Origin of the sequence: Virgisporangium ochraceum (genome assembly GCF_016863655.1) — a bacterium.
In the GTDB taxonomy this organism is placed as follows: Bacteria; Actinomycetota; Actinomycetes; order Mycobacteriales; family Micromonosporaceae; genus Virgisporangium; species Virgisporangium ochraceum.
Genome location: NZ_BOPH01000017.1, coordinates 30,437 through 51,654, shown reverse-complemented (window position 1 = coordinate 51,654; position 21,218 = coordinate 30,437). Strand labels below are relative to the sequence as shown.

At 69.9% G+C, this 21,218-nt stretch carries 25 protein-coding genes, 1 tRNA gene and 2 pseudogenes; 13 read left to right on the top strand and 15 right to left on the bottom strand.

Annotated features, from left to right (window positions below; translation table 11 throughout):
* Window positions 1-6: 6 nt before the first annotated feature.
* From Voc01_RS05855 to Voc01_RS05825, 7 genes are all read left to right on the top strand, one after another.
* Window positions 7-489, top strand: coding sequence for a phage tail tube protein (locus Voc01_RS05855; RefSeq protein WP_203926226.1), 483 nt, complete (start codon window positions 7-9; stop codon window positions 487-489).
* Complete coding sequence (locus Voc01_RS05850) at window positions 486-1,031, top strand: DUF7426 family protein (protein WP_203926225.1); 546 nt, start codon at window positions 486-488, stop codon at window positions 1,029-1,031. Before Voc01_RS05855 ends, Voc01_RS05850 begins: the two co-directional genes overlap by 4 nt.
* A 179-nt stretch (window positions 1,032-1,210) precedes the next feature.
* Window positions 1,211-3,280, top strand: coding sequence for a phage tail tape measure protein (locus tag Voc01_RS05845; protein WP_203926224.1), 2,070 nt, complete (start codon window positions 1,211-1,213; stop codon window positions 3,278-3,280).
* A complete protein-coding gene (locus Voc01_RS05840; protein WP_203926223.1) occupies window positions 3,277-6,096 on the top strand; it encodes a hypothetical protein in 2,820 nt (939 codons plus the stop codon). The genes Voc01_RS05845 and Voc01_RS05840 overlap by 4 nt, the downstream gene beginning before the upstream one ends.
* Before the next feature lie 10 nt (window positions 6,097-6,106).
* Complete coding sequence (locus Voc01_RS05835) at window positions 6,107-6,652, top strand: hypothetical protein (RefSeq protein WP_203926222.1); 546 nt, start codon at window positions 6,107-6,109, stop codon at window positions 6,650-6,652.
* Window positions 6,653-6,663: 11 nt separating this feature from the next.
* The gene (locus Voc01_RS05830) at window positions 6,664-7,614 is read left to right on the top strand and encodes a hypothetical protein (protein ID WP_203926221.1); all 951 of its coding nucleotides are present in this window, start codon (window positions 6,664-6,666) and stop codon (window positions 7,612-7,614) included.
* 12 nt (window positions 7,615-7,626) lie between these two features.
* Window positions 7,627-7,992, top strand: coding sequence for a hypothetical protein (locus Voc01_RS05825; protein WP_203926220.1), 366 nt, complete (start codon window positions 7,627-7,629; stop codon window positions 7,990-7,992).
* Here Voc01_RS05825 and Voc01_RS05820 read toward each other — a convergent pair.
* Window positions 7,989-8,201: a hypothetical protein gene (locus Voc01_RS05820; protein WP_203926219.1), complete on the bottom strand. Its 213-nt coding sequence runs from the start codon at window positions 8,199-8,201 to the stop codon at window positions 7,989-7,991. The genes Voc01_RS05825 and Voc01_RS05820 overlap by 4 nt on opposite strands.
* A gap of 36 nt (window positions 8,202-8,237) precedes the next feature.
* Here Voc01_RS05820 and Voc01_RS05815 point away from each other — a divergent pair, with 36 nt between their 5' ends.
* Entirely contained in the window at window positions 8,238-8,438 is a 201-nt protein-coding gene (locus tag Voc01_RS05815; RefSeq protein ID WP_203926218.1) for a hypothetical protein, read from the top strand.
* An 80-nt stretch (window positions 8,439-8,518) separates the two neighbouring features.
* On the opposite strand, the gene Voc01_RS05810 is transcribed toward Voc01_RS05815, so the two are convergent.
* The 7 genes from Voc01_RS05810 to Voc01_RS05780 all read right to left on the bottom strand — a co-directional run bounded on the left by Voc01_RS05810 (window position 8,519) and on the right by Voc01_RS05780 (window position 11,723).
* Window positions 8,519-8,656: a hypothetical protein gene (locus tag Voc01_RS05810; RefSeq protein ID WP_203926217.1), complete on the bottom strand. Its 138-nt coding sequence runs from the start codon at window positions 8,654-8,656 to the stop codon at window positions 8,519-8,521.
* A gap of 68 nt (window positions 8,657-8,724) precedes the next feature.
* Window positions 8,725-8,910 carry a hypothetical protein gene (locus tag Voc01_RS05805; RefSeq protein ID WP_203926216.1) on the bottom strand — a complete coding sequence of 62 codons (186 nt, stop codon included), beginning with the start codon at window positions 8,908-8,910 and terminating at the stop codon, window positions 8,725-8,727.
* On the bottom strand, window positions 8,907-9,266 hold the full coding sequence (locus tag Voc01_RS05800) for a hypothetical protein (protein ID WP_203926215.1): 360 nt from the start codon (window positions 9,264-9,266) through the stop codon (window positions 8,907-8,909). The genes Voc01_RS05805 and Voc01_RS05800 overlap by 4 nt, the downstream gene beginning before the upstream one ends.
* 131 nt (window positions 9,267-9,397) lie before the next feature.
* Window positions 9,398-9,979 carry a hypothetical protein gene (locus tag Voc01_RS05795; RefSeq protein ID WP_203926214.1) on the bottom strand — a complete coding sequence of 194 codons (582 nt, stop codon included), beginning with the start codon at window positions 9,977-9,979 and terminating at the stop codon, window positions 9,398-9,400.
* 4 nt (window positions 9,980-9,983) lie between these two features.
* Window positions 9,984-10,418 (bottom strand): hypothetical protein, encoded by a 435-nt coding sequence (locus tag Voc01_RS05790; protein ID WP_203926213.1) that lies wholly within the window; start codon window positions 10,416-10,418, stop codon window positions 9,984-9,986.
* On the bottom strand, window positions 10,415-10,834 hold the full coding sequence (locus Voc01_RS05785; protein ID WP_203926212.1) for a hypothetical protein: 420 nt from the start codon (window positions 10,832-10,834) through the stop codon (window positions 10,415-10,417). Before Voc01_RS05785 ends, Voc01_RS05790 begins: the two co-directional genes overlap by 4 nt.
* Before the next feature lie 100 nt (window positions 10,835-10,934).
* Window positions 10,935-11,723, bottom strand: coding sequence for a DUF2637 domain-containing protein (locus Voc01_RS05780; RefSeq protein WP_239159979.1), 789 nt, complete (start codon window positions 11,721-11,723; stop codon window positions 10,935-10,937).
* Between the two features lie 89 nt (window positions 11,724-11,812).
* On the opposite strand from Voc01_RS05780, the gene Voc01_RS05775 reads away from it, so the two are divergent.
* On the top strand, window positions 11,813-12,082 hold the full coding sequence (locus tag Voc01_RS05775) for a hypothetical protein (RefSeq protein ID WP_203926211.1): 270 nt from the start codon (window positions 11,813-11,815) through the stop codon (window positions 12,080-12,082).
* Window positions 12,083-12,222: 140 nt separating this feature from the next.
* Here Voc01_RS05775 and Voc01_RS05770 read toward each other — a convergent pair whose 3' ends face one another.
* Both Voc01_RS05770 and Voc01_RS05765 read right to left on the bottom strand, forming a co-directional pair.
* On the bottom strand, window positions 12,223-12,411 hold the full coding sequence (locus tag Voc01_RS05770; protein ID WP_203926210.1) for a hypothetical protein: 189 nt from the start codon (window positions 12,409-12,411) through the stop codon (window positions 12,223-12,225).
* On the bottom strand, window positions 12,408-12,662 hold the full coding sequence (locus Voc01_RS05765) for a hypothetical protein (protein ID WP_203926209.1): 255 nt from the start codon (window positions 12,660-12,662) through the stop codon (window positions 12,408-12,410). Before Voc01_RS05765 ends, Voc01_RS05770 begins: the two co-directional genes overlap by 4 nt.
* Window positions 12,663-12,943: 281 nt before the next feature.
* Between Voc01_RS05765 and Voc01_RS05760 the strand changes: the two genes are divergently transcribed.
* The 4 genes from Voc01_RS05760 (at window position 12,944) to Voc01_RS05745 (ending at window position 15,094) form a co-directional block, all read left to right on the top strand.
* Window positions 12,944-13,834, top strand: coding sequence for a helix-turn-helix domain-containing protein (locus Voc01_RS05760; protein ID WP_307781560.1), 891 nt, complete (start codon window positions 12,944-12,946; stop codon window positions 13,832-13,834).
* Window positions 13,831-14,037, top strand: a complete 207-nt coding sequence (locus Voc01_RS05755; RefSeq protein ID WP_203926207.1) for a DUF397 domain-containing protein — start codon at window positions 13,831-13,833, stop codon at window positions 14,035-14,037. Before Voc01_RS05760 ends, Voc01_RS05755 begins: the two co-directional genes overlap by 4 nt.
* Window positions 14,038-14,264: 227 nt before the next feature.
* A complete protein-coding gene (locus tag Voc01_RS54585; RefSeq protein ID WP_203926206.1) occupies window positions 14,265-14,516 on the top strand; it encodes a winged helix-turn-helix domain-containing protein in 252 nt (83 codons plus the stop codon).
* 176 nt (window positions 14,517-14,692) lie between these two features.
* A complete protein-coding gene (locus tag Voc01_RS05745) occupies window positions 14,693-15,094 on the top strand; it encodes a hypothetical protein (protein WP_203926205.1) in 402 nt (133 codons plus the stop codon).
* On the opposite strand, the gene Voc01_RS05740 is transcribed toward Voc01_RS05745, so the two are convergent.
* From Voc01_RS05740 to Voc01_RS55040, 5 genes and pseudogenes are all read right to left on the bottom strand, one after another.
* Complete coding sequence (locus Voc01_RS05740; protein ID WP_239159977.1) at window positions 15,091-16,050, bottom strand: tyrosine-type recombinase/integrase; 960 nt, start codon at window positions 16,048-16,050, stop codon at window positions 15,091-15,093. The genes Voc01_RS05745 and Voc01_RS05740 overlap by 4 nt on opposite strands.
* Window positions 16,051-16,182: 132 nt before the next feature.
* A tRNA-Ile gene (locus Voc01_RS05735) sits at window positions 16,183-16,256 on the bottom strand.
* 202 nt (window positions 16,257-16,458) lie between these two features.
* Window positions 16,459-17,268 (bottom strand): DUF3566 domain-containing protein, encoded by an 810-nt coding sequence (locus Voc01_RS05730; protein ID WP_239159976.1) that lies wholly within the window; start codon window positions 17,266-17,268, stop codon window positions 16,459-16,461.
* A 414-nt stretch (window positions 17,269-17,682) separates the two neighbouring features.
* A pseudogene (gene gyrA, locus Voc01_RS55050) lies at window positions 17,683-19,779 on the bottom strand (DNA gyrase subunit A); the annotation flags it as partial.
* Between the two features lie 242 nt (window positions 19,780-20,021).
* Window positions 20,022-21,210 (bottom strand): annotated as a pseudogene (locus tag Voc01_RS55040) (DNA gyrase subunit A); the annotation flags it as partial.
* Between the last annotated feature and the right edge of the window lie 8 nt (window positions 21,211-21,218).

The following is a 21,218-nucleotide window of genomic DNA, read 5'->3' as shown; positions in this document are numbered from 1 at the left end:
GACACCGTGACCGCGCCCACGCATACCACCGAGATCGCGCGCCGTTGGAAGATCGACGTCGACACCGGCTACCCGGGCGGTGGCCCCAGCTGGTCGCCGCTGCTCGGCATCGACGACTTCAAGCCTCCGTCGGAGTCCGTCGAGCCGATCGCCGAGACCAAGTCGGACTACGACAGCGACTACGAGGGCACCCGCCACACCAAGCTCAAGATCTCCGGCGAGGTGACGTTCTTCCGGGAGAAGACCCTGGTCGGGGTCAAGGACCCCGCGGCGCAGAAGCTGTATGCGTCGCGGCTGCTCCTCGGCGAGGACGGCGTCGTGCACGTGCGGTGGTACGACCGAAACGACAACACCGGCGAGGCCTACGAGGCGTACCTCAACGTCAAATGGGAGACCTCGGCCAGCGGGTCGAGCAACCTGGAGAAGATCAAGGTCACCTTCTCCGACTACGGCCAGGGCCTCGGCGTCATCGCCCACCCGCTCGCGTGAGCACCAACTTCGGCGCCCTCGACGACCTCCTTGACGCCGGACTGGAGTTCACGCTCAAGGGCAAGAAGTACGTCATCAAGCCCGTCGACGGCCTCACCGGCCTGTGGGCGCAGCGGATGGCCGAGGTCGCCGGTGCTGTCCGTGAGGCCGAGACCGACGAGCAGCGGGCAGACGCCGTCGCCAAGATCGACGCGCTGCCGAAGCTCGACGGCGACCTCACCGTCGCCGAACGCATGCTGGGCCCGCTGCACGCCGAACTGATCACCGACGGCATCCACCACGAGGCGATCAAGATCCTGGCCAAGGCGGCGTACATCTGGGTCCTGGTCGACGCCGACGCCGCCCAGCGCTACCTGCAGGCGGGTGGCCGCCCGGAATCGGCGGCCCCGAACCGGGCAGCGCGACGGACGGCCTCGCGTCCATCGCGCAGTACGGGCGGGGCGACTACGACGAAGAAACCGGCCACTACGAGTGGTACGAGATCCCGGAAAGCAGCGCCCACAAAGGCTTCGGCCCGAAAGTCCACTGGTCGGACATCCTGACCCGGTGGCACCTCGTCGAGGCGGACCTCCACGAGACGTACGGGATCGACGTCGAACAGCCCGACCTGCTCCGGCACCGGTCCTGGCGGTGGCTGCGCACGCGGATCGTCGGGCTGCTCTCCGCCGACACCCGACTGAACCGGGCGCTCAACCCTGACAAGAAGTGACGGAGGTCGCCCATGCCCGCGCTGGACCTGGGCGACCTCACCGCCACCATCGAAGCCCGCGTCGGCGAGTTCGAGCAGGGCCTCGACCGGGCCGAGACCTCGATGCACCGGTTCCGCAACGAGGTCGAGGACATCGCCGACGCCACCGCCGAGGCCGTCGACCGGGAGCTGGCGCCCGACGGCCGTGAGATGCAGCAGGGCCTCGACCAGGCCGAGTCCCGCTTCGAGCGGTGGTCCGGCCGCATCGAGATGGCCGCTGCGGCGGCCGGCGCCGTCATCGGTGCCGCACTCACCGCGGCGCTGGTCGAGGCGATGGACGTCGACGCCGCCCAGCACGAGCTCGAGGCGGCGCTCGGCGACGAGGCCTTCGCCAAGCACATGGGCGAGGTCGCTGGCCAGCTGTACATGGAGGGCTGGGGCGAGTCGGTCCGGGACAACATGACCGCTGTCCAGGCGATCTGGTCGTCCGGGCTCGTCGACGAGGACGCCACCCAGCAGGCGATCGCCACCGTCACGTCGCAGGCGCAGGCGCTCGCCCAGGTGCTGGGCATCGACGTGGCCGACGCGGCGAACTATGCCAACACCATCCTGCAGGCGCGGCTGGCGAAGGACGCCACCGAGGCGTTCGACCTGATGCTGGCCGCGAGCCGGCAGGTGCCGATGGCGCTCCGCCAGGACCTGCTCATGGCCGTCGACGAGTACGGCCAGTTCTTCGGCGCGCTGGGTTTCTCCGGCACAGAGGTCTTCGGGGCGCTGGCGGCTGCCAGCGAGAAGGGCACCTGGGGGATCGACAAGCTGGGCGACAGCATCAAGGAGTTCACCCTGCTGTCGACCGATGTCGATGCGGCTGCCGAGACGTACAAGGCGCTCGGGCTCGACGCCCAGAAGATGGCGAATGACCTGCTCGCGGGCGGCGATCGGGCAAACACCGCCTTCTTCAAGATCGTGACTGCGTTGCAGGCGGTCAAGGACCCGGCCAAGCAGGCGCAGCTGGCCATCGCCCTGTTCGGTACGCCGCTCGAGGACATGAACAAGGCCGAGATCCCGGAGTTCCTGGAGCGGCTGAAGAAGGCCGAGCGCGGGATCGGTGACTTCGCCGGCGAGACCCAGGAGGCAGCCGACGCTCTCGGCGGCTCCGCGAGCGCGCAGCTCGAGGTGTTCAAGCGGAAGCTGCAGCACGCCCTGGTCGAGCAGGTCGCCAAGGCCGTGCCGTACCTGACCGACCTGGCGAAGTGGGGCGCAGCGAACGAGTCGTGGCTGGTGCCGGTAATCGGCGCGCTCGGAGGGCTGGCGACGGTGCTGCTGGTCCTCGCCGGCGTGGTTAAGATCGTGACGTTCGTAACGTGGCTGTGGAACGCCGCGCTCTACGCCAACCCCATCGGCCTGATCATCCTGGCGATCATCGCCTTGGTCGCGGGGTTCATCCTGCTCTACAACAACGTCGAGTGGTTCAGGAACGCGGTCAACGCGGTGTGGGACGGCATCGTCGCCGGCGCCAAGCTGTGGTGGGACGCGGTCCAGATCTACTGGAACTTCATCAAGACCGCGTTCCTGGCCTGGCTGGACCTGTTCATCGGCACCTGGACCATGGTCTTCAACGCGGTCGGGGTGGCGGTCGGCTGGATCGTCGACAAGTGGAACTGGCTGGTCGCCTTCGTGACCAGCCTGCCAGGCAAGATCTCCTCGGCCGCGTCGGGCATGTGGGACGGGATCAAGAACAGCTTCAAGAGCGCGATCAACTGGGTGCTGTCGAAGTGGAACAACCTCAGCTTCAAGATCCCCGGCGTGAGCATCCCCGGGATCGGCCAGGTGTGGGGCGGCATGACCCTCCGGGTGCCCGGCGTCCCGCTGCTCGACGTCGGCGGCGACATCACCCGCACAGGCCTGGCCGTCGTGCATGCCGGCGAGCGCGTCGTCCCGGCCGCCCAGGCCGAACGCCTCCGCGACCAGGAGCAGCCCGGCCGGGGAGGCACCATCACGCACCGTGTGCTGATCGAGTTCGCCAACGTCATCGCAGGCCTGCGGCAGGAGATCGCCAACCTGGGCGGTGACGTCCAGGCCGCATTGGGAGACGCGCCGTGACGATCGACATGCGCCACCGGATCATGGTCGCCTGGGGCTCCGACCTCCGCGATGACCCGTCCACGTGGGTGTGGTCGGACATCCACGAGGATGTTGAGTGGGCGCCCGAGTATACGATCAAGGACGGTCGGTCCGAAGGCGCTACCCAGGCCGAGACGCTGTCGGTCAGCCCCGCGCTGGAGGTGCGCAACCCGGACGGCCGCTACACGCCGGAGGACGCCCGCAGCGAGCTGTGGCCGCACGTCGTCGAGGGCACCCCGCTGTGGTGGACCATCAACACCGGCGGCCAGGACTACGACCTGGTCCAGGGGTTCCTCTCCGGGCTGACGCCCCGCTGGTCGTCGAGGAACGGCCGGCACAAGGTCGTCGACATGGCCGTCTTCGGCCGGCTCGGCCTCCTCAGCCGCGGCAAGCGGCCACTCCCCTCCGCCTACCGGCGCGCGGTCCTCGCCTCGGCGCCGCTGGCGTACTGGGAGCTGGCCGACGGATCCGAGGCCAGCGAGTACGCTTCGGCGCTCGCCGCCGGCACCCCGCTCCGCTCGGCCACCGGGCTGCTCCCACGGCCGGCCGCGCTCGCCGGCCCGGCCGGTGCACCCGACTCGGTGCCGCTGCTCATCGAGTCGGCGGCGTTCACGGGCGAGATCGTCGCCCCGATCATCGGCGGGTCGGCCACCGAGTGGACCGTCGAGGGCAACGCCTACCTGGTGGCAGGCGCAGGGAACTCGTTCAGCGCCTCAGTGGTGTTGGCGCGCTGGAACACCACCGGCACGATCGGCGTCGGCGGCTGGGAGCTGGTCGGCGCCGTCGCGCCCGAAGACGGGCAGATCTCGTTCACCGTCTTCGCACTGGATGCCGACAACAGCATCCAGGAGGCCGAGGGCACCAGCTTCCTCGGCACGGCGGCGTGGCACCACTGGCGGGTCAGCTGCAAACAGGTTGGCGCCAACGTCCAGGTCCAGGTCTGGGCGAACGGCGACCTCCACGACGTCTCGACGTGGACCGGCTACACGTTGGGCGCGATCACCAGGGTGCGGGTCGGTGCTGACCCCAACGATCCCACTGTCCTGGACCCCGCTACGCCAGGGTCGGTGATGGAGACGGCGGCGCTGTCCGGGCTCGTGGTGCACAACACGGCCACGCTCACGAATGACCACGGTGCTGCGGCGTCGGGGTTCACCGGGGAGACGCCTTCGCAGCGGCTGATCCGGATCGGCCGCGAGGCCGGCTTCCCGGTAACCGTCGACCCCGGGATGACGGACGTGGTCGACGACTTCGACCGGACGGTCAGCCCAGGCTGGGGCGACGAGCCCGGCGGCAAGACCTGGACGAACCTCGGCTCGGGCGGCACCGTGTCGGCGTCGGACTGGTCGGTCGCGGGCGGCTCGGGCCTGCACTCGGTCCCGGCCGCCGCGGCGTACCGGTTCAGCTACCTCGACGTGTACCTCGGCGACGTCGAGGTGTACGCCGAGGTCACCGTCGCCGCGCCGACGGGTGGCGACCTGGAACCGACGATCATGCTGCGCGGCACGAGCAGCGTCGACTACTACCTGGCCCGGGCGGTCATCGCCCCGGGCGGCACAGTGCAGGCCCAGCTGCGCCGGCTCGTCGACAACGTCGACACCGCGATCGAGACAACCACGGTGCCCGACCTGGTCCACGACGCCGGCCAGCCGCTGAAGATCCGCGCACAGATCATCGGCACACGCTGCCGGATGAAGGTGTGGCAGGGCGACGTCGAGCCGGCCGGCTGGCACGCCACCGAGACCGACGACAACCTCGGAGGCACCGGCTTCGCAGGCGTCCGCTCCGGCGTCGGCACGGGCAACTCCAACTCCAAGCCCGTGGTCTTCTCCTGGCACCAGGTGGTCATCACGGACCTGGCCGTCCGCATGGGTGCGCAACCCGCGGCGAAGGTCATCGAGATCGCGCAGGAGTGCGAACGCACCGGCATGGGCCGCCTCTCCGAACGCACGTGGGGCGTCCACTACCGGCCGCTGAACACCCTGTACAACCAGGCGCCGGCATTCGAGCTCGACGTCGCCGAGCAGCAGCTGGGTGATCCGTTCACACCGAAGCGGGACGTGACGATCATCCGCAACGAGGTCGAGGTGTCCAGCCCGCTCGGCCGCGTCGTCTGGGTCGACGAGGAGTCCCAGTCCCGGGGCCGGTTCGAAGACACCGCGGCGATCAACCCGGACACGCACCTGGCGATGCTGCTGCAGGCCCAGGCGCGGGTCGCGATCGGCACCGTGCCCGGCTACCGGTACCCGTCGCTGAGCACCGACCTGGGCCGGCACGAGGAGCTGCTGCCGGCGTGGCAGGCGCTGCAGCTCGGCGACCGGATGCAGGTGCACGGCGCGCGCCGGCTCGGGCATGCGGAGGACCTGGTCGACCAGCTCGTCGAGGGCAGGCAGCAGAAGGTGTGGGGTCGCCGGTCGTGGCGGGTCACCCTGTTTACGTCGCCGGCGGCGCCATACACGGTCGGTGTGATCGAGGGTCTCGGTGGGCTGACGTCGCCGCCGTGGCGGCTCGACGCGACCGCCGAGATCACCCAGGCGTACGGCGCGGGCGTGACCAGCCTGTCGGTGGCGACGACCGAGGGGCCGCTGCTGTCCACGGACAGCAGCGACTACCCGTGCGACGTGCTCGTCGACGGCGTGCCGATGCGCATCACCACGGTGTCGGGCGCGAGCAGCCCGCAGACCGTCACGGTCGTGCGCGGGATCGACGGCTGGGACCGGCCGATCCAGCCACCGTCGGCCGGCCCGGGCCGCGGCCAACTGCGGCTGTGGCGCGCGGCGAGGACAGCACTGTGAGGAGGAGCCCATGACGTCACCGGTGCCCTCTCTGCCGGCGCTGCACGTGCCCACCGCGGCCGAGCTGGAGCAGTACGCGAACGCGGCCAACGAGTTGCTGGCCGGTGCTGTTGTGTCCGGGGCGTACAAGGCGTCGGATACCTCGCGGTCGTCGGCAACCACGGGGGCGACGTATACGGATGACCCGCACCTGACCGTCCCGGTGGCGGCGAACGGTGTGTACCCCGTCGAGTTCTATGGGCTGTACCAGGCTGGTGCGACCGGCCAGATGAAGATCCAGTTCACGTTTCCGTCGGGGACGTGGGAGGCGGCGAGCTTCGCCTATGACCCGGGCACGGACGAGTGGCAGGCGCTCGCATCGGGGGTCAGCTCGCCGGGTGGTGCGGTCACCGGTCTGGTCGGAACCGGCAGCAACGTGCCGGTGCGCCTAGCCGGCACGCTCCACGTCGGCGCGACCGGGGGTGCGCTGACGGTGCAGTGGGCGCAGACGACCAGCAACGCCACGGCGACGATCTTGCGCAAGGGCTCCCGCATCGTCCTCACTCGACTCGCCTGAGGAGGCGCACCGTGGCCACAAACCCCAACCCTAAACGCATCTCCACGGCGATGTGGGACCGGCTGATCGTGCCGTGCTGCAACCTCACCACGACCGTCGCGATGAAGGACGAACAGGCCGGCGTCTGGGTCCGGCAGCCGGGCTCGCACGCCGACGCGACGTGGCTGCTCGCGAACCGCCCCAACGACTACAGCCTGCAGGGCCCCAAGCAGCGGGTGTTTACCCCGGAGCAGGGCAGGTACGGCCGGGCGTGGGACTGGGGCTTCCCGTCGGCATGGTCCGGTGACTGGTCGCAGATCGGCATCTACTCGCTGCGGATCAAGGCCGCGTGGGAGACCAACGACCCACGAACCTACATGCTGTTCGAGGTCCTGTGCCAGACCCCGGAAGACCGGCAGCCCGAGGGCTACGTCTTCTACCCGGTCAAGAAGTTCCGGGTGCCGGACCGGTCGCACGAGACCCACATGCACATCGGCGTCCTGACGGTCTACTGCAACGACCCGGTGGCGATGGCCGACCTGTTCTCGCTGCTGTCCGGCGAGCCGCTCGCCACCTGGCGGGCCCGACGCAACTCTCTGGAGGACGACATGGCGCCCCTGCTCTTCTTCGCCAAGCTCGCCGGCAACGACACCGTGCACCTGGTCGACAACTTCATGACCAACCGCTGGGTCACTGGCGCCGGCTTCCCGGTGCTGAAGCAGGCCCTCACCAGCAACGGCCTCGGCACGACGATCTGGGAGTGGCCGAACGACGCCGCGCACAAGGAGCTGCTCGGCGTGAACCTGGACCGGCTCGACGACGACCCGGCGCCGCTCCTGGCCACTCTCACCGCCGACCAGCTGCTCGAGCTCGGGCTGCGCATCCGCGAGGGTGTGCCGTCGCTCGAGCAGATCCGGGCGGTTGTCGACGAGGAGGCCACCTCGCCGGAGGAGCTGGCCCAAGTCGCTAACCCCGGCGCGTAGCCGGTGGATCCGGTGCAGATCGCCGGCGCTATCGGTGCGATCGGTGGTGCGCTGGCTGCGATTGGCGCCAGCGCGCGTTGGGTCCGGAACCGCTGGCGGCCGGTCGCCGCTTTCCTGGAGGACTGGAACGGCCGCCCGGGCCGGCCGGGCCATGACGAGGTGCCCGGGATCCCGGCCCGTCTGCGGGTGCTGGAGCAGTCGGTGGCCACCATCCGGCACGAGGTGACCCCGAACTCCGGCGGGTCGCTGAAGGACGCGGTGGACCGCATCGACGCGGCTGTCACCGTCGACGCCGAGCTGCTTCGCCAGCACGTCACGTGGCATCAGAACGAGGGTCATATCGACCCGACGGCGAGGGTGGCTCTGACGCGCGACTAGGACGGCATCTCCGAGTGGCTCTGGTGTGCGCGCCAGAACGTGTCCCAGGCCCGGACGTAGCCCAGGACGGCCATGTGCTGGTCCGACGTCCACCGCGGCGAGCTGCCGTCCGGGTTCTCCATCGGCACCTGGGCGTCGACGTACCGCTGCCGGGCAGCGCGTAGGTCGGCGAGCGCTCGAGCTCGCGCGGCCAGGGTGGCTTCGCTCATCACCGCATCGTACGACTGTTCGAACAAGGAGGGGTCATGCCCGAGAACTACCCGATCGTCAGGACTACCAAGGCCAAGGCGTGGGCCGCCGGCGTCGGCAGCGCGGCCACCGTGGTGGCGAGCGTCTTCGCCGACAACGTGCTCGACACCAGCGAGGTCGGCGGCCTGGTCGCCGGCATCGTCGCCGCAGTGGTGACCGTCGCGACGGTGTACAAGGTGCCGAACCGGCGCGCCTGACCCACCCCCACGCATGCACAGAGCCGCCCTCCTCGCCTTCGTGGCGGGGAGGGCGGCTCTTCTCGTGTCTGGCCCAGGTCTCACCGCGCCAGGGCGGTACGACGGCTACTCCGCCGCGGTGCGCGCCGCTGCGGCCCGGCGAGCAACTCGTCGTCGCCCAGGCCGGCCAGCTCGCCGGCGAAGTGCTCCGCCGGCGGCGGCCCGAACTCGTCACGCATCGACCGCACCGTCACCCATGGCCGGCCGGTCACCGCCCTGAACAGGCGTGCACCCAGTCCGGGCTGACTCAGGTCGTGAGGCTGACCCACAGCTCGATCACCTCCAATTCGACACGGTGGCGACGGCGCTCGACGTACCACTCCTGGGTGCCCTGGTCGGGGAGGTCGGTGACGTAGTCCCCGCGGACGGGCGGCAGATCCATGCGCTTCTCGCACAGCCGGAGACCGTCGTAGCGGATGAATACGCACTTCACCGTCCAGCCCTCGCATTCTTCTGGCCTTTCCGGACCTCGCGAATTGCGCGTTTTATGCTCGCCTCGGAGCGCTTGAACAAGGTTTGTCCGTCGCGGACGATATCGCTGTATCGAGCGCCCTCGTCGAAACTGCGCCGGATCCAGATGTGCAATTGCGAGTTCGGTGCCTGGGGTGTCGGTGTGGCGGGCGGCAGCTCGTCCTTGTCGAGGTCGTATCGCTCGATCTTCCAACGGTTCTCGGCGACCTGGACCGTGCGCCGACCGACCCGTTTCCGATGGACCGGCGCAGGGTCGAGTTCGGTGTCGGTGTCAGGATCAGGATCACGCCTGACCTGCAGGGTGATCCAAGACAGCACGAGTGCCACGGTGATGGGGGAGTGGTCGGAGCGGGCCTTCCTCCACCCCGTCCAGATGTTGTGCCCGACCCGCCAAACCACCCATGCGAGCACGAGTGCGAGTAGCTGCCCCCAACCGTCTTTACCCCACATCACGCAACTCCAAATAGAACGCCCGGCAGTGGAGCGACAGCATTAACAATTCCGGTCACAATGCCGAGGACCAGAGTCCCGATAATCCCCTTGGGAAGCTCCGCCATCAGGCCGAGCAAGAATGCGCACATCCACAGCTTCGAGGTCAGCCGGAACTTGGCACCGCCACCGGAGCCAGGCGGGCCGACCGGGCCCGCTCCCCCCTTGCCTTTCGACCACGAAAGCTTGGCGAGCTCGCCGGCCTTGGCCGACCACGACGGCGGCATCAGCACGCCGGCGGTGTAGACGGCGATGGCGGCGACCAGGACGCCGAGGATCTGCGCGGTCGCGGCCTGCGCGAGCGTGCTGTTGCCCGTGGCCTTGGCGGCGTCGATCCAGCTGGAGAGCAGCTGGACGGTGTATCGGTCCACCGGGCTGCCGTCCCAGCCCTCCCTGATCGCGGCCAGCCCGAGCACGAATGCGATCCGGTCTCGCCAGGCCTGCGGAAAGATCGACAAGCCGTCGACCATCAGCGCGGCGAGCAGGGTCGCGAAGATGCCGGCGGCCGACATCTCCGCGCCCCAGTAGTACGCGCCACCCATCGGGTCAGCCCGCCAGCCTGGCGGCCTCGTGCTGCCCCTTGACGGTAAGCCGGTACCGGCTGAAGTTGCCGTCCTGCTGGTACACCAGGCGGCCCCAGTACACGAGCTGGGCGGTCGCCTCCGCCAGGTCCTCGAGCTCGCAGTACGTCGCGCCGAGCCACCCGCCCATCGCCGCGGCGTGGGTGAGCAGGTGGGCCTGGTTGTCGTCGTACGCCGGGACCTGCGGTTCGCCGAGGACGGCGGCGAAGCCGAGGTCGCGCTCGTCGTGGCCGGACAGCTCCTGGCGGAACTGGCCGGCGTCGTCGAAGACGTTCCAGTGGGCGCCGTTGTGGTGCAGCTGCCAGTACGAGGCGTCGGCGCCGTCGGGGAACAGCCGGTAGTGGGCGTCGTTGAGCTGGACGACTCGCAGGTCGTAGTCCCAGGCGGTGTAGTTGCTCATGCCAGCATCGCCGCCTTCGCCGCCCCGGCCTCGGTCAGCTGGCAGTAGGTCACCTCGTTGTGGATGACCTGCTCGAACAGGCCCCGCTCGATGAGGTGATCCATCTCCTTGCCGGCGGCCAAGGTGTCGTAGGCGACGGACTGTGGCATCGGCTCGCTCTGGGCGGCCAGGAGGAGGAAGGCCTCCTCGTTGGTCGCGTCCTGCGGCTCGCCGATGATCCCGTGGATCACCTCGTCGGGGTGGGTCTTGCGTGACACGTCCATGGAGGCGTCGCCGTGGGCGTCGTAGCCGTGCCAGAGGCCGGTGTCGCCGCTGCGGGCCACTGTCCACGGGTGCTCCGCGTCGGGCAGGGTGAAGGCTTCGTGGCTGGGCCACCAGATCACCCGCAGGTCGCGGGTGTACATCGTCTCGGTCATGCTGGTGCTGCTCCGTTCGGTTGTCCGGGTGGGGTGCGGGGGCCGGCCGTTCGCTTGCCGGCAGAGGGCCGGCCCGCCGCGTCACTTCGACCAGTCGAGGTCATCGCGCACCGGCACCACCTCCCCCGGTCGACGCTCCGGCGGCCACCAGCTCGCCCTCGGGCTGCGGCTCGGCCGCCTGCCTGCGGGGGCCGCCGCGCGGTCGGCGCGTCTTCTCCGCGGCCTCGTCGGCCCACCGCTGCAGCGTCCGCGGCGTGACCCCGGCCGCCCGGGCGGTCTCCTCGACGTCGGCGCCACGGAGCACCGCGGCGATGGCGTCCGAGATGACGTCCGCCCGGCTCTTGGCAGGAGCAATCCGTCGCGGCTTCGCCGGCGTCGGTGCGGTGACGGATTGCCCGTGTGCGGCGGCTGGCCTGACCTGCGCGTTCGAGGGCCGACCGGGCTGACGCTTTGCCCGCCTCTCGGGCGCCTGCAGCCGGAGCAATCCGACAGCCCTAATCTGGCCGGTCAGCTCGACCAGACACACGCTGGCGACGACGACCAGGCCGTCGACGGACAGCGGGATCAGGTACGGGGCTGCGTCGGTCTCGCCGTACCGCTGGGCCACGCCGACCATGTGCCAGTACGACACCCAGGCGGCGATGCCGGCGATGACCGCGGTGGCCAGCGCGCGGACCCAGCCGAGGCGGCGCGAGACGGGGACGCGGCCGACCAGCTCGACGGTGAGAAGCAGTGCGATGGGCGGCCAGGCGGCGATGGACTGCGCGATCGGGTTGGGCTCGGCGTGGAGGACGTTGGCCGCGATGGAGGCGGCGATGCCGAGCGTTAGGACGGCGCGGACGGCCCAGCGGATCCGGTGCAGCTGGCGCGGGGTCACGTTGACTCCCATCGGGTTAGTGTTCAGTCGTGTGGAACACTAACAGAGCCGATCACAGAGGGACAACGCGTCAGCACAGCCGGGGGCCTAGGATCATCGCCATGCCGCGGCCGAAGTGGGTGGAACCTGAGAACGAGGAGCAGCGCCGCGCGATCGCTGACCTCGAGGCGGCGGTGAAGGCCTTCGAGGATGCGGAGAAGCAGGCGAAGGCGATCATCGATGAGGCCCGGGAAAGGGTCTGGGCAGCTGCTCGCGTCGCTCGGAAGCTGCGGGTGCCAGCGCGATTCATCGCTGGGAAGACGAGCCGCGGACGCACGACGGTGCACCGGCATGTGCCTCCACCCGGCCAGGACGCCGGCGAGCAGCCGTAAGACGTGCAACGGCCCGGCCACCGCTGCGGTGGTGGCCGGGCCGTCCTTCGGGCGCTAGGCGATGACCTCGATCAGGTCGGCCAGGTCGTTCGGGGCCTTCTCGGTCCAGGTGTCGTCGCCAACACTGATGATGTTCATGGTCACCTCCCTCCGGGCTGGTCGCGCCGGGCACCGCGCGTCCGCTCACGCTCGGCGAGCCGCCGGTCGATCCATTCCAGTTCCTCGCGCTGGTGCGGGGGCAGGTGGTCGTAGTCCCCGTCGTGTTCGGTGACCAGCTCGTCCGAGCCGTAGGTGATGTCGCGGCCGTCGTCGGGGACAGCGCCGGTCATTGGGGCTTGCCGAAGTTGCGGTTGATGGGGAACAGGCGCTTGCCGTTGAGGATGAAGTCGGCGGGCACCTGCTCGGGTGGGTCCGGGGGGTAGCGGTCGCCGTCGGGGACTGGGCCGTCGCCGCTCCAGCGGCCGGCCTCGGTGGCGGCCGGGCAGGGCCAGGCGTGGCCGTCGACGCGGCAGATCGGTCGGTAGCGTCCCGGGTTCCGCAGCGCGGCGAGTCGTGATCCGAGAGAGGGTCCGTGTGCCATGTCGCCTCCTTGGCGGCCGGACCGCGCAGGGGGGTCCCGGGGTACGCGGCCCGGCCGGCTTAGGTGGGGTGGCGGCCACCCGGTCGCGGCTCCTTCCACCCCTGCTTTGGTGGGCGCGACGGCTACTTCTGCCGGAAGAGATCCGCCGCGCCCGGTGACGACGCGTCGAGCGGAAAGGCCGACCGTGACGCGCCGTGCACGCCCACCTAACCGCGAGGATCAGCACCGTGCAATATTTCACGGCGAGAAATAGCACATGGTGAACAACGGTTCTTAGCCAGATGGCTACCGCCGGCTTCGTCTCGCAAGGTGTATTGCACCGTGCAACACTTATGTCCCCCCAGGAGGTGACAGTGCCCGTATCCGGACCGACCCTGGCCCGGCGCCAGCTCGGACGACGTCTCAAGCGGCTCCGCGAGGCCGCCACAATGACGTTTGCGCAGGCGGAGGCAGCGCACCTTGGCTCACACGCCAAGCTGTGGCGCATCGAAACCGGCCAGGTCCCGGTCAAGGTCCCCGACGTACGCGAGATGTGCCGCGTCTACCGCGCCACCGACGCGGAGACCGAGCAACTCGTCGACCTCGCTCTCGCCACCAGCCGGCCGGGCTGGTGGCAGGAATTCCGCGACGTCATCCCCGAGTGGCTGCGGATCTACGTCGACCTCGAGGCGACGGCGGACCATATCCGGGCGTGGGAGGACTCCGTCGTGCCTGGCGAGCTCCAAACGCCGGGCTACGCCAGGGCCGTCTTCGTTGCGGCGCATGGCGACAACGGCCGAGCGGCGGTCGACCGGCAGATCGAGGTGAGGATGCAGCGGCAGGAGCGGCTGTTCGCCCGTGCGCCACGGCTGACCATCGTGCTTGGCGAGGCGGTCCTGGCGCGCCAGGTCGGTGGCGGTGAGGTGATGGCCGACCAGGTCAACCACCTCCGCCAGCTCGGGGAAAAGGATCACATCGACATCCGCTACCTGCCGTTCGCAACCGGAGCGCATGCTGCGATGACCGGCGCCTTCAGGGTGTTCGCGTACACCGAAGGCGAGGACCCGGACGTGGCCTACGTCGAGTCCGAGGTGGACGGCCGGTACATCGAGATCGAGGAGGAGGTGGCCAGGTACCGCGCGATCTTCGAGCGCATCTACACCCAGTCCGTACCGATCGGAGAGTACCGATGAGCAAGACCACACCGACCCCGTGGAAGAAGAGCAGTTACAGCGGAGGCAACGGCGGCAGCTGCGTCGAAATGCGCCACAACGGCGATCGGCGCGAGGTCCGCGACAGCAAGCTCGGCGACTCGTCGCCCATCCTCAGCTTCGACCCGGCGGCGGTCGCCGACCTGGTCGCCGACATCAAGGACGGCCGGCTGCACCGCGGCTGACTCTGCAACGATGCCCGCCCCGCGTTCCGGCCGACACCGGAGCCGGGGCGGGCGTCTTCGTGCATGCCCACCGACCCGTGGGGTGGGCCGGCCGTCGCCGAGACGCTGATCAGGGAGAAGGCCGGCCCGGCTCCCAACCTAGGATCCTAGGGATCCTAGGTGCAACACCTGGGATCCCTAGGATCCCAGGCTGGCGGTTGAATGGATCTCGCTGATCAGGGAGACCCATGCTGCCGCGCGCCACGATCGTGGACCGGATAGTGGCCTACGTGCAGGCTCACATCGAGTCTGGGCAATGGCCGCCCGGCCATCGCCTGCCCTCGTACCAACAGCTGAGGGCCATATTCGACTGCTCCGAGACACCCATCAAGACCGCGGAGCGCATCCTCGAAGCGTCCGGCTGGGTCGAAGGCATCCCGGGCAAGGGAGTGTTCGTCGCACCCCATCCACCCGTCCGGCCAGCGGCCCCGTCCGGGTGACGCGATGCTGGTCGGTCACATCGGACACCGTGGCCGTTCGGTGACGCGACGTCTCTTACCGGCCACACGGATGATGATCGTCCGGCTACTGGGCGAAGTGCCCTGCACACGATCTGATGACTACCGCCGGAAGAGATCGCCCATCTGACCGTCGAGGAGCATCAGGAGCCAGACCCATGGGACACACCGCGAAGCGGCCGAGTCTTCGCACCACCGTCATCGCCGCCGGCGCCACCGCCGCCGTCCTCCTCGAGGTCGCCGCCACCATCACCGCCGGCGCCACCTCCGACCTCGCCGAGGCCGCGGCCACCCTGTGCCTCGTCGCCGGCGTCTCCTGGCTCATGACCCACGTTCGCCGCGCCGAGAGAGCCATCGACGCGAGCCGGGCCGAACGCCGCCAGCTCTTCCGCGCGATCGGCCAGCGTGACGACGTGGAGGACGACCTCGCCGCCGAGATCCGCAAGCAGCGCAGGGTCCTGGAGGCGATCGGTGCGAAACTCGACGAGCGCACGGGCGCGGGCTACATGGACGCCTACCTCGCCGGCGCCGTCGACCGGCTGAACCGTGAGGCCGGCTAGACGCCGCCCATCACGTCGACCCGGTCGTAAGCCCGCCGAGCGCGCGCCGATCGGGCCGACCGGCCGTAGTGCCGCAGCATCTGGGAGGAGTCCCAGCCGCACAGCTCTTCGAGGTCGCCCTCGGCACCGCCGGCGTCGAGCCAGCGGTGGGCGAAGGTGTGCCGGAAGAGGTGCGGGTGCAGGCGGAGGCCGAGCTGGGCGCCGCGGCGCTGGACGACCTGGCGCACTCCCGACGGGGTCATTCCGGCCGGCGTGGCGGAGCGCACCCGTACGGCGAGCCACAGCGCGGGCAGCTCGTGGTGGCGGTGCTTGGTCCGGACACGGAGGTAGCGGTCGAGGGCGAGCGCGGCCTTGGCGTCGTAGCGGACGGTGCGCCGCTTGCTGCCTTTGCCGGTGACGGTGGCCTCGCGCTTCTTCTGGTCGAGGTCGGTGAGGGCCAGGCCGGCGACCTCGGCGAGGCGGGCGCCGGTCGAGGCGAAGAGGCGGAGCAGCGCGGCGTCGCGCCGGCTTTCGAAGTCGCGGCCCTTCTCGGCGTCGCGGATCAGCTCGGCGAGGTGTTCGGCGGCGAGGACCGGCGGGGGCTCCTCGCCGAGCTTCGGCGCGGCCGGGATGGTCACGCGCGTCATCGGGTTGGGGAGGTCCTCTTCGGCCGCCCACCATGCCCAGAACTGCTGGACGGCGCCTGCGATGGCGTTGACGTACTTGCGGCTGTAGCCGGCCTGCTGCAGCGCCACGATCCAGGCCTGGACGAGCTTGTGGTCGACCTGGTCCCAGTCGTCCACCTTTGGCCGTTCGGCGGCGAGCCAGCCGGCGAGCCAGCCGGTGGCGTCGGTGTAGCGGTAGACGGTCTTCTCGTCGCGGCCAGCGGCCTCGAGGTAGAGGCGGAAGCTGTCGATCCAGGGCTGCGCCCAGGTGGGTACGGGCGGGCGGGGGTTGCGGGCTCCGGCTGCGGTCACGACGACCACCTTGCCGAAAACGCCCCGCCCGCCCGTATCGGTGGACGGGGCGTTGCTCTGTACTGCGTGAGCATTGTTCGGTCTCCCGATTCTCGGGAGCTACCGGCATAATGCCTGGTGGAGGGGGTTCGGTGGGGCTAGCTGGAATCGAACCAGCGACCTCAGAGTTATCAGCTCTGCGCTCTAACCGACTGAGCTATAGCCCCGAAGCACTCTCAGCAGCGACGAGCAAGGTTACCCCACGCCCCTCGCCGCCCTCAAACCGGTATCGCCCTAACGCCATCCCGGCAGCTCCGCGGCCCGCGCACAGCTCACAAAGTCCGCCACCCCCGCACGGAACGCACGACAGGCAGCCCGAGCAGATCCGCAGGCCGGCCACACGGCCCGCGGATCTCGCCGGCTACGTGGTCAGTCCTTCTCGGCCAGGGTCAGCTCGATGCCGCCGACCAGGTCGGCGCACACGTTGTAGATGAAGGCACCCAGCGTGGCCAGCGCGGTGAAGAGCACCACGTTGACCGCGCCCAGCAGGGCCGAGCCGCCCACGACGCCCTTGGCCGTGATCTTGAAGCCGCCACCCGCGGAGCCGCCGGCGTTGCCGACCAGCTCGGAGAGCGCCTTGTTGACCTCGTCGAAGACGCCCATCGCGTCGAGTGCCAGGTACAGCACCGACGTGGCCACGACGGCCACGAAGAAGAGCACCAGCGACACCGCGAACGAGAACTTCATCATCGACCACGGGTCGACCCGCTTGATGTGGAGACGCGCCCGTCTGGTGCCACCGGCGCGACCGGTGGCGGCGCCGGCGACCGTGGCACGCGCTGCCCGCACCGCCTCGGTGACCCGCGCCGCACCGGTGATGGGACCGGTGGTGTCCCGGTCGTGCTCGGAGCCGGGCGGGCGGTTACCCACGCTCGCCGCACCGCGTGCCGCAGCGGCGGCGGGACGGCCAGGCCCACCGACACCGGTGGGAAGCGCCTGCGTGCCCACCGAGTCACCGCCCTGCGAGGGAACCAGGACGTCGGGCGGAGGTGCCATGCCCGGCGCCCGTGTGTAGGACGGCGCGGGTCCGGTGGTCTCACCGCCGACGGCCGCGCGCCCGACGACGGCCCGGCCGGCCGCGGAGCCGGAGACCGGACGGGACGATCCGGACGCCGGCGAGCCGGACGTGGGAGCGGGCGACCCACCCACCGCGCCGGAGGGCGGCGGCGGGAAGAACACCGGCGGAGCACCCGGGCCGGGGGTCGGAGTCGTGCCGACCGGCCGGCCGAAGTCACTGCGCGGCGGTCCACCGGCGGAGGGCGACCCGCCGGGTGCGCCCGAGCTGGGTGCACGGCGGCCACCGTCGGAGGACGGAGCGTCGTCGGGCTTGGCCAGGTTCGGCCCACCGCCGGGTCGCGCCGCGCCGGGGCCACCCGGTCGGTTGCCTCCCGCCGGGCCAGCCGGACCGGAGGAGCCCCCCGGGCCGGAACCACCGGGCGGAGACCCAGGCGACCCGCCGGGCGCCGAGCCCGGCGATGCGCCGGCCCCGGCCCCGCGCGCCGCGGTGGGGGGTTCCTGGTCGGACTTTCCGTCCCGTCCCGCCGCGGCTTCAGCCGCCCGTGCGTTGGCGGCCGCCTGAGTTTCCGTCATCGACTAGTCCTGTTCGTCCGGCTCATCGGCATTGCGTGCTATCGCGATGAGGGTCACGCCCGAGGGCAGGTCCATGAGCTTGACCCCCATTGTGTTCCGGTCTCGTGTTCGACGTACAGGTTTGACCGGAGTCCTGATCACTCCCCCGTTGGAGGTGATAGCGAACAGTTCGTCATCTGGATCGATGACCACCGCTCCCACCAGGCCGCCCCGGCGGGACGTGATTTTAGCGGTCAGGACTCCCTTACCGCCTCGCCCTTGTACGGGATACTCCTCGATCGGAGTCCGTTTCGCGAATCCACCGTCTGTAGCTACCAGAACATCCATACCGTCACGGACCACCTCCATCGACAGCAACTCGTCACCGTCGGTGAAGCGCATGCCGATCACTCCAGAGGTTGCCCGCCCCATCGGCCGGAGAACATCGTCGTTGGCGGTGAAGCGGATCGCCTGCGCGTGCTTGCTCACCAACAGCAGATCTTCGTCCGGCCCGACCAGTGCCGCACCGACCAGTTCATCATCGTCGCGCAAGTTGATCGCGATGATGCCACCCGACCGGTTTGAGTCGAACTCTTCGAGTTTGGTCTTCTTGACGAGGCCGTTCCTGGTCGCCAGAACCAGGTACGGGGCCACCTGGTAGTTGTTGATCTGGATGACCTGGGCGATGTGCTCCTCCGGCTGGAACGCCAGCAGGTTGGCCACATGCTGGCCCTTCGCCACCCGGTTCGCCTCGGGGAGCTCGTAGGCCTTGGCCCGGTACACCCGACCCTTGTTGGTGAAGAACAGCATCCAGTCGTGGGTCGACGTGACAAAGAAGTGACTGACGATGTCGTCCTGGCGCAAAGACGCACCCGCGACGCCCTTGCCGCCGCGCTTCTGCGAGCGGTACAGGTCGACCTTGGTGCGCTTGGCGTAACCCGTACGTGTGATCGTGACCACCACGTCTTCCCGGGCGACGAGGTCCTCCATGGAGACCTCGCCGTCGAACGGGACGATCTGGGTGCGCCGGTCGTCGCCCCACTTCTCGACGATCGCGGCCAGCTCCTCGGAGATGATCTTCCGCTGGCGCTCGGGCTTCGCGAGGATGTCCTGCAGGTCGGCGATCTCGAGCTCGATCCGGCCCAGCTCGTCGATGATCTTCTGGCGCTCGAGGGCGGCGAGACGCCGCAGCTGCATGTCGAGGATGGCCGTGGCCTGCACCTCGTCGATGTCGAGCAGCTGGATCAGGCCGCCGCGGGCCTCCTCGACCGTCGGCGAGCGCCGGATCAACGCGATGACCTCGTCGAGCGCGTCGAGCGCCTTGACCAGGCCGCGCAGGATGTGCGCCCGCTCCTCGGCCTTGCGCAGCCGGTACCGGGTGCGGCGGACGATGACCTCGACCTGGTGCGCCACGTAGTACCGCACGAACTGGGCCAGGTTGAGCGTGCGCGGCACGCCGTCGACCAGCGCCAGCATGTTGGCGCCGAACGTCTCCTGCAGCTGGGTGTGCTTGTACAGGTTGTTCAGCACGACCTTGGCCACCGCGTCGCGCTTGAGCACGATCACGATCCGCATGCCGGTGCGGCCGGACGACTCGTCGCGGATGTCGGCGATGCCGGCGAGCTTGCCCTCCTTGACCAGCTCGGCGATGCGCTCGGCCAGATTGTCGGGGTTGACCTGGTAGGGCAGCTCGCTGACGACCAGCGTCGCGCGCCCCCGCCGGTCCTCCTCGACGTCGACGACCGCGCGCATGCGGATCGAGCCGCGGCCGGTGCGGTACGCGTCGTTGATCGCCTGCTGGCCCACGATCAGGCCGTAGGTCGGGAAGTCGGGCCCCTTGACGATCTTGATCAGCTCGTCGAGCGTGGTCGCCTCGTCGGTGTCCGGGTGGTCGAGGCACCACTGCACCGCCTCGGCGATCTCACGCAGGTTGTGCGGCGGGATCTTGGTGGCCATGCCGACCGCGATGCCCTCGGAGCCGTTGACCAGCAGGTTCGGGATCCGCGACGGCAGGATCGTGGGCTCCTGCGCCCGCCCGTCGTAGTTCGGCTGGAAATCGACGGTGTCCTCGTCGATGTCGCGCAGCATCTCCATCGCCAGCGGGTCGAGCCGCGACTCGGTGTTGTGGCTGACGAAGCCGTTGGTGACGAAGGAGTGGTCGTCGGTGTCGACCCGGATGCTGAACACCGGCTGCGTGCCGGCCGGCGTCACCCCGATGACCTCGGCGTAGTGGAACCGCCCGTCGGCCAGCGGCTCGGTGACGGCCCGCAGGTCGCCGTCGGTCAGGTGCGCCGACAGCTCGCGGGTGAACGCGGCCAGCCCCGGCACGCGACCGTTCCGGGCCGAGGCTGCGCGGGCGCGGCTGAGCTCCGTCTGGAGCTTGCGCTGGCGGCGTCCGAGGAAACCCACATTGGACGCGAATGCGCGCACTTCCCCGTAACCGACGACCACCGCGAAGCCGGTGCTCCCCCGGCGCCGGATCCGGCTGACGACGCCGAACTCCAGCAGCAGCTGCTGCACCTCGCGGGCCAGGCGCACGCCGCGCGTCGGGTACGAGACCTGGATGGTTTCGCGTGAAACATTCGTGACGCCGTCGCCCTCGAAGAGCGCACGCAGGAACGCCACCTTGACCACCGGAGCCGCGCCCCAGACGAACTCGGGGACCCGGTCGGCGGCGACCAGCTCGGCCGGGGTGCGCACGTCGAGCTCGTAGAGCCCGCCGGGACGCTCGTTGACCGTGCGCTCCCCGCCGACCGCCGAGTCGTACGCCGCGAGCACCCGCGTGAAGTACTCCTCGTCGGTGGTGCAGAAGCCGGCGTGGTCGCCGGAGACCCAGCCCGCCGCGGCGAACGCGCCCGCGACCACGGCCGCGTCGATCTCCTTCGCGGCGGCGAGGCCCACCTCGGGGGCCGGGGTGCGCTGGACGACCACCCGGTCGCCCGGCTTGATCTCCTCGAGCAGCTTCCACAGCAGCGTGGGCACTCCCCCGACCGACACCAGGCACAGCACCGGGTGGTTGTGGGTGCCGGTGACCTCGTAGCCCTCGCGGGTGCGCAGCGTCAGCGTCGGGTGGCTGCCGGAGTGGAAGAACTTCGTCGCCTGAACCGGGTTGCCGCTGCGGTCGAGCACCTTCAGGTCGATGTCGTGCGTCGAGTTCGGTTCCGCGCCCGGCACGATCCCGCCGATGCGGACCGTGCCGTCGACGGTGCGGACCAGCGTGTCGGCGGTGACGCAGTACCGCATGGCCGCCGGCGGGTCGTTACCCGGCGAGCCGAAGTTGCCGTTGCCGTCGACCAGCGGGTAGCGCAGCGACCACGGCTGGGCCATGCGGACCAGCGCGTCGTAGATCGACGAGTCGCCGTGCGGGTGGAACTGGCCCATGACGTCGCCGACGACCCGGGAGCACTTCACGTACCCGCGGTCGGGGCGGTAGCCCGAGTCGAACATCGCGTAGAGGATCTTGCGGTGCACGGGCTTGAGACCGTCGCGGACGTCGGGCAGCGCCCGGCCCACGATCACGCTCATGGCGTAGTCGAGGTACGAGCGCTGCATCTCGACCT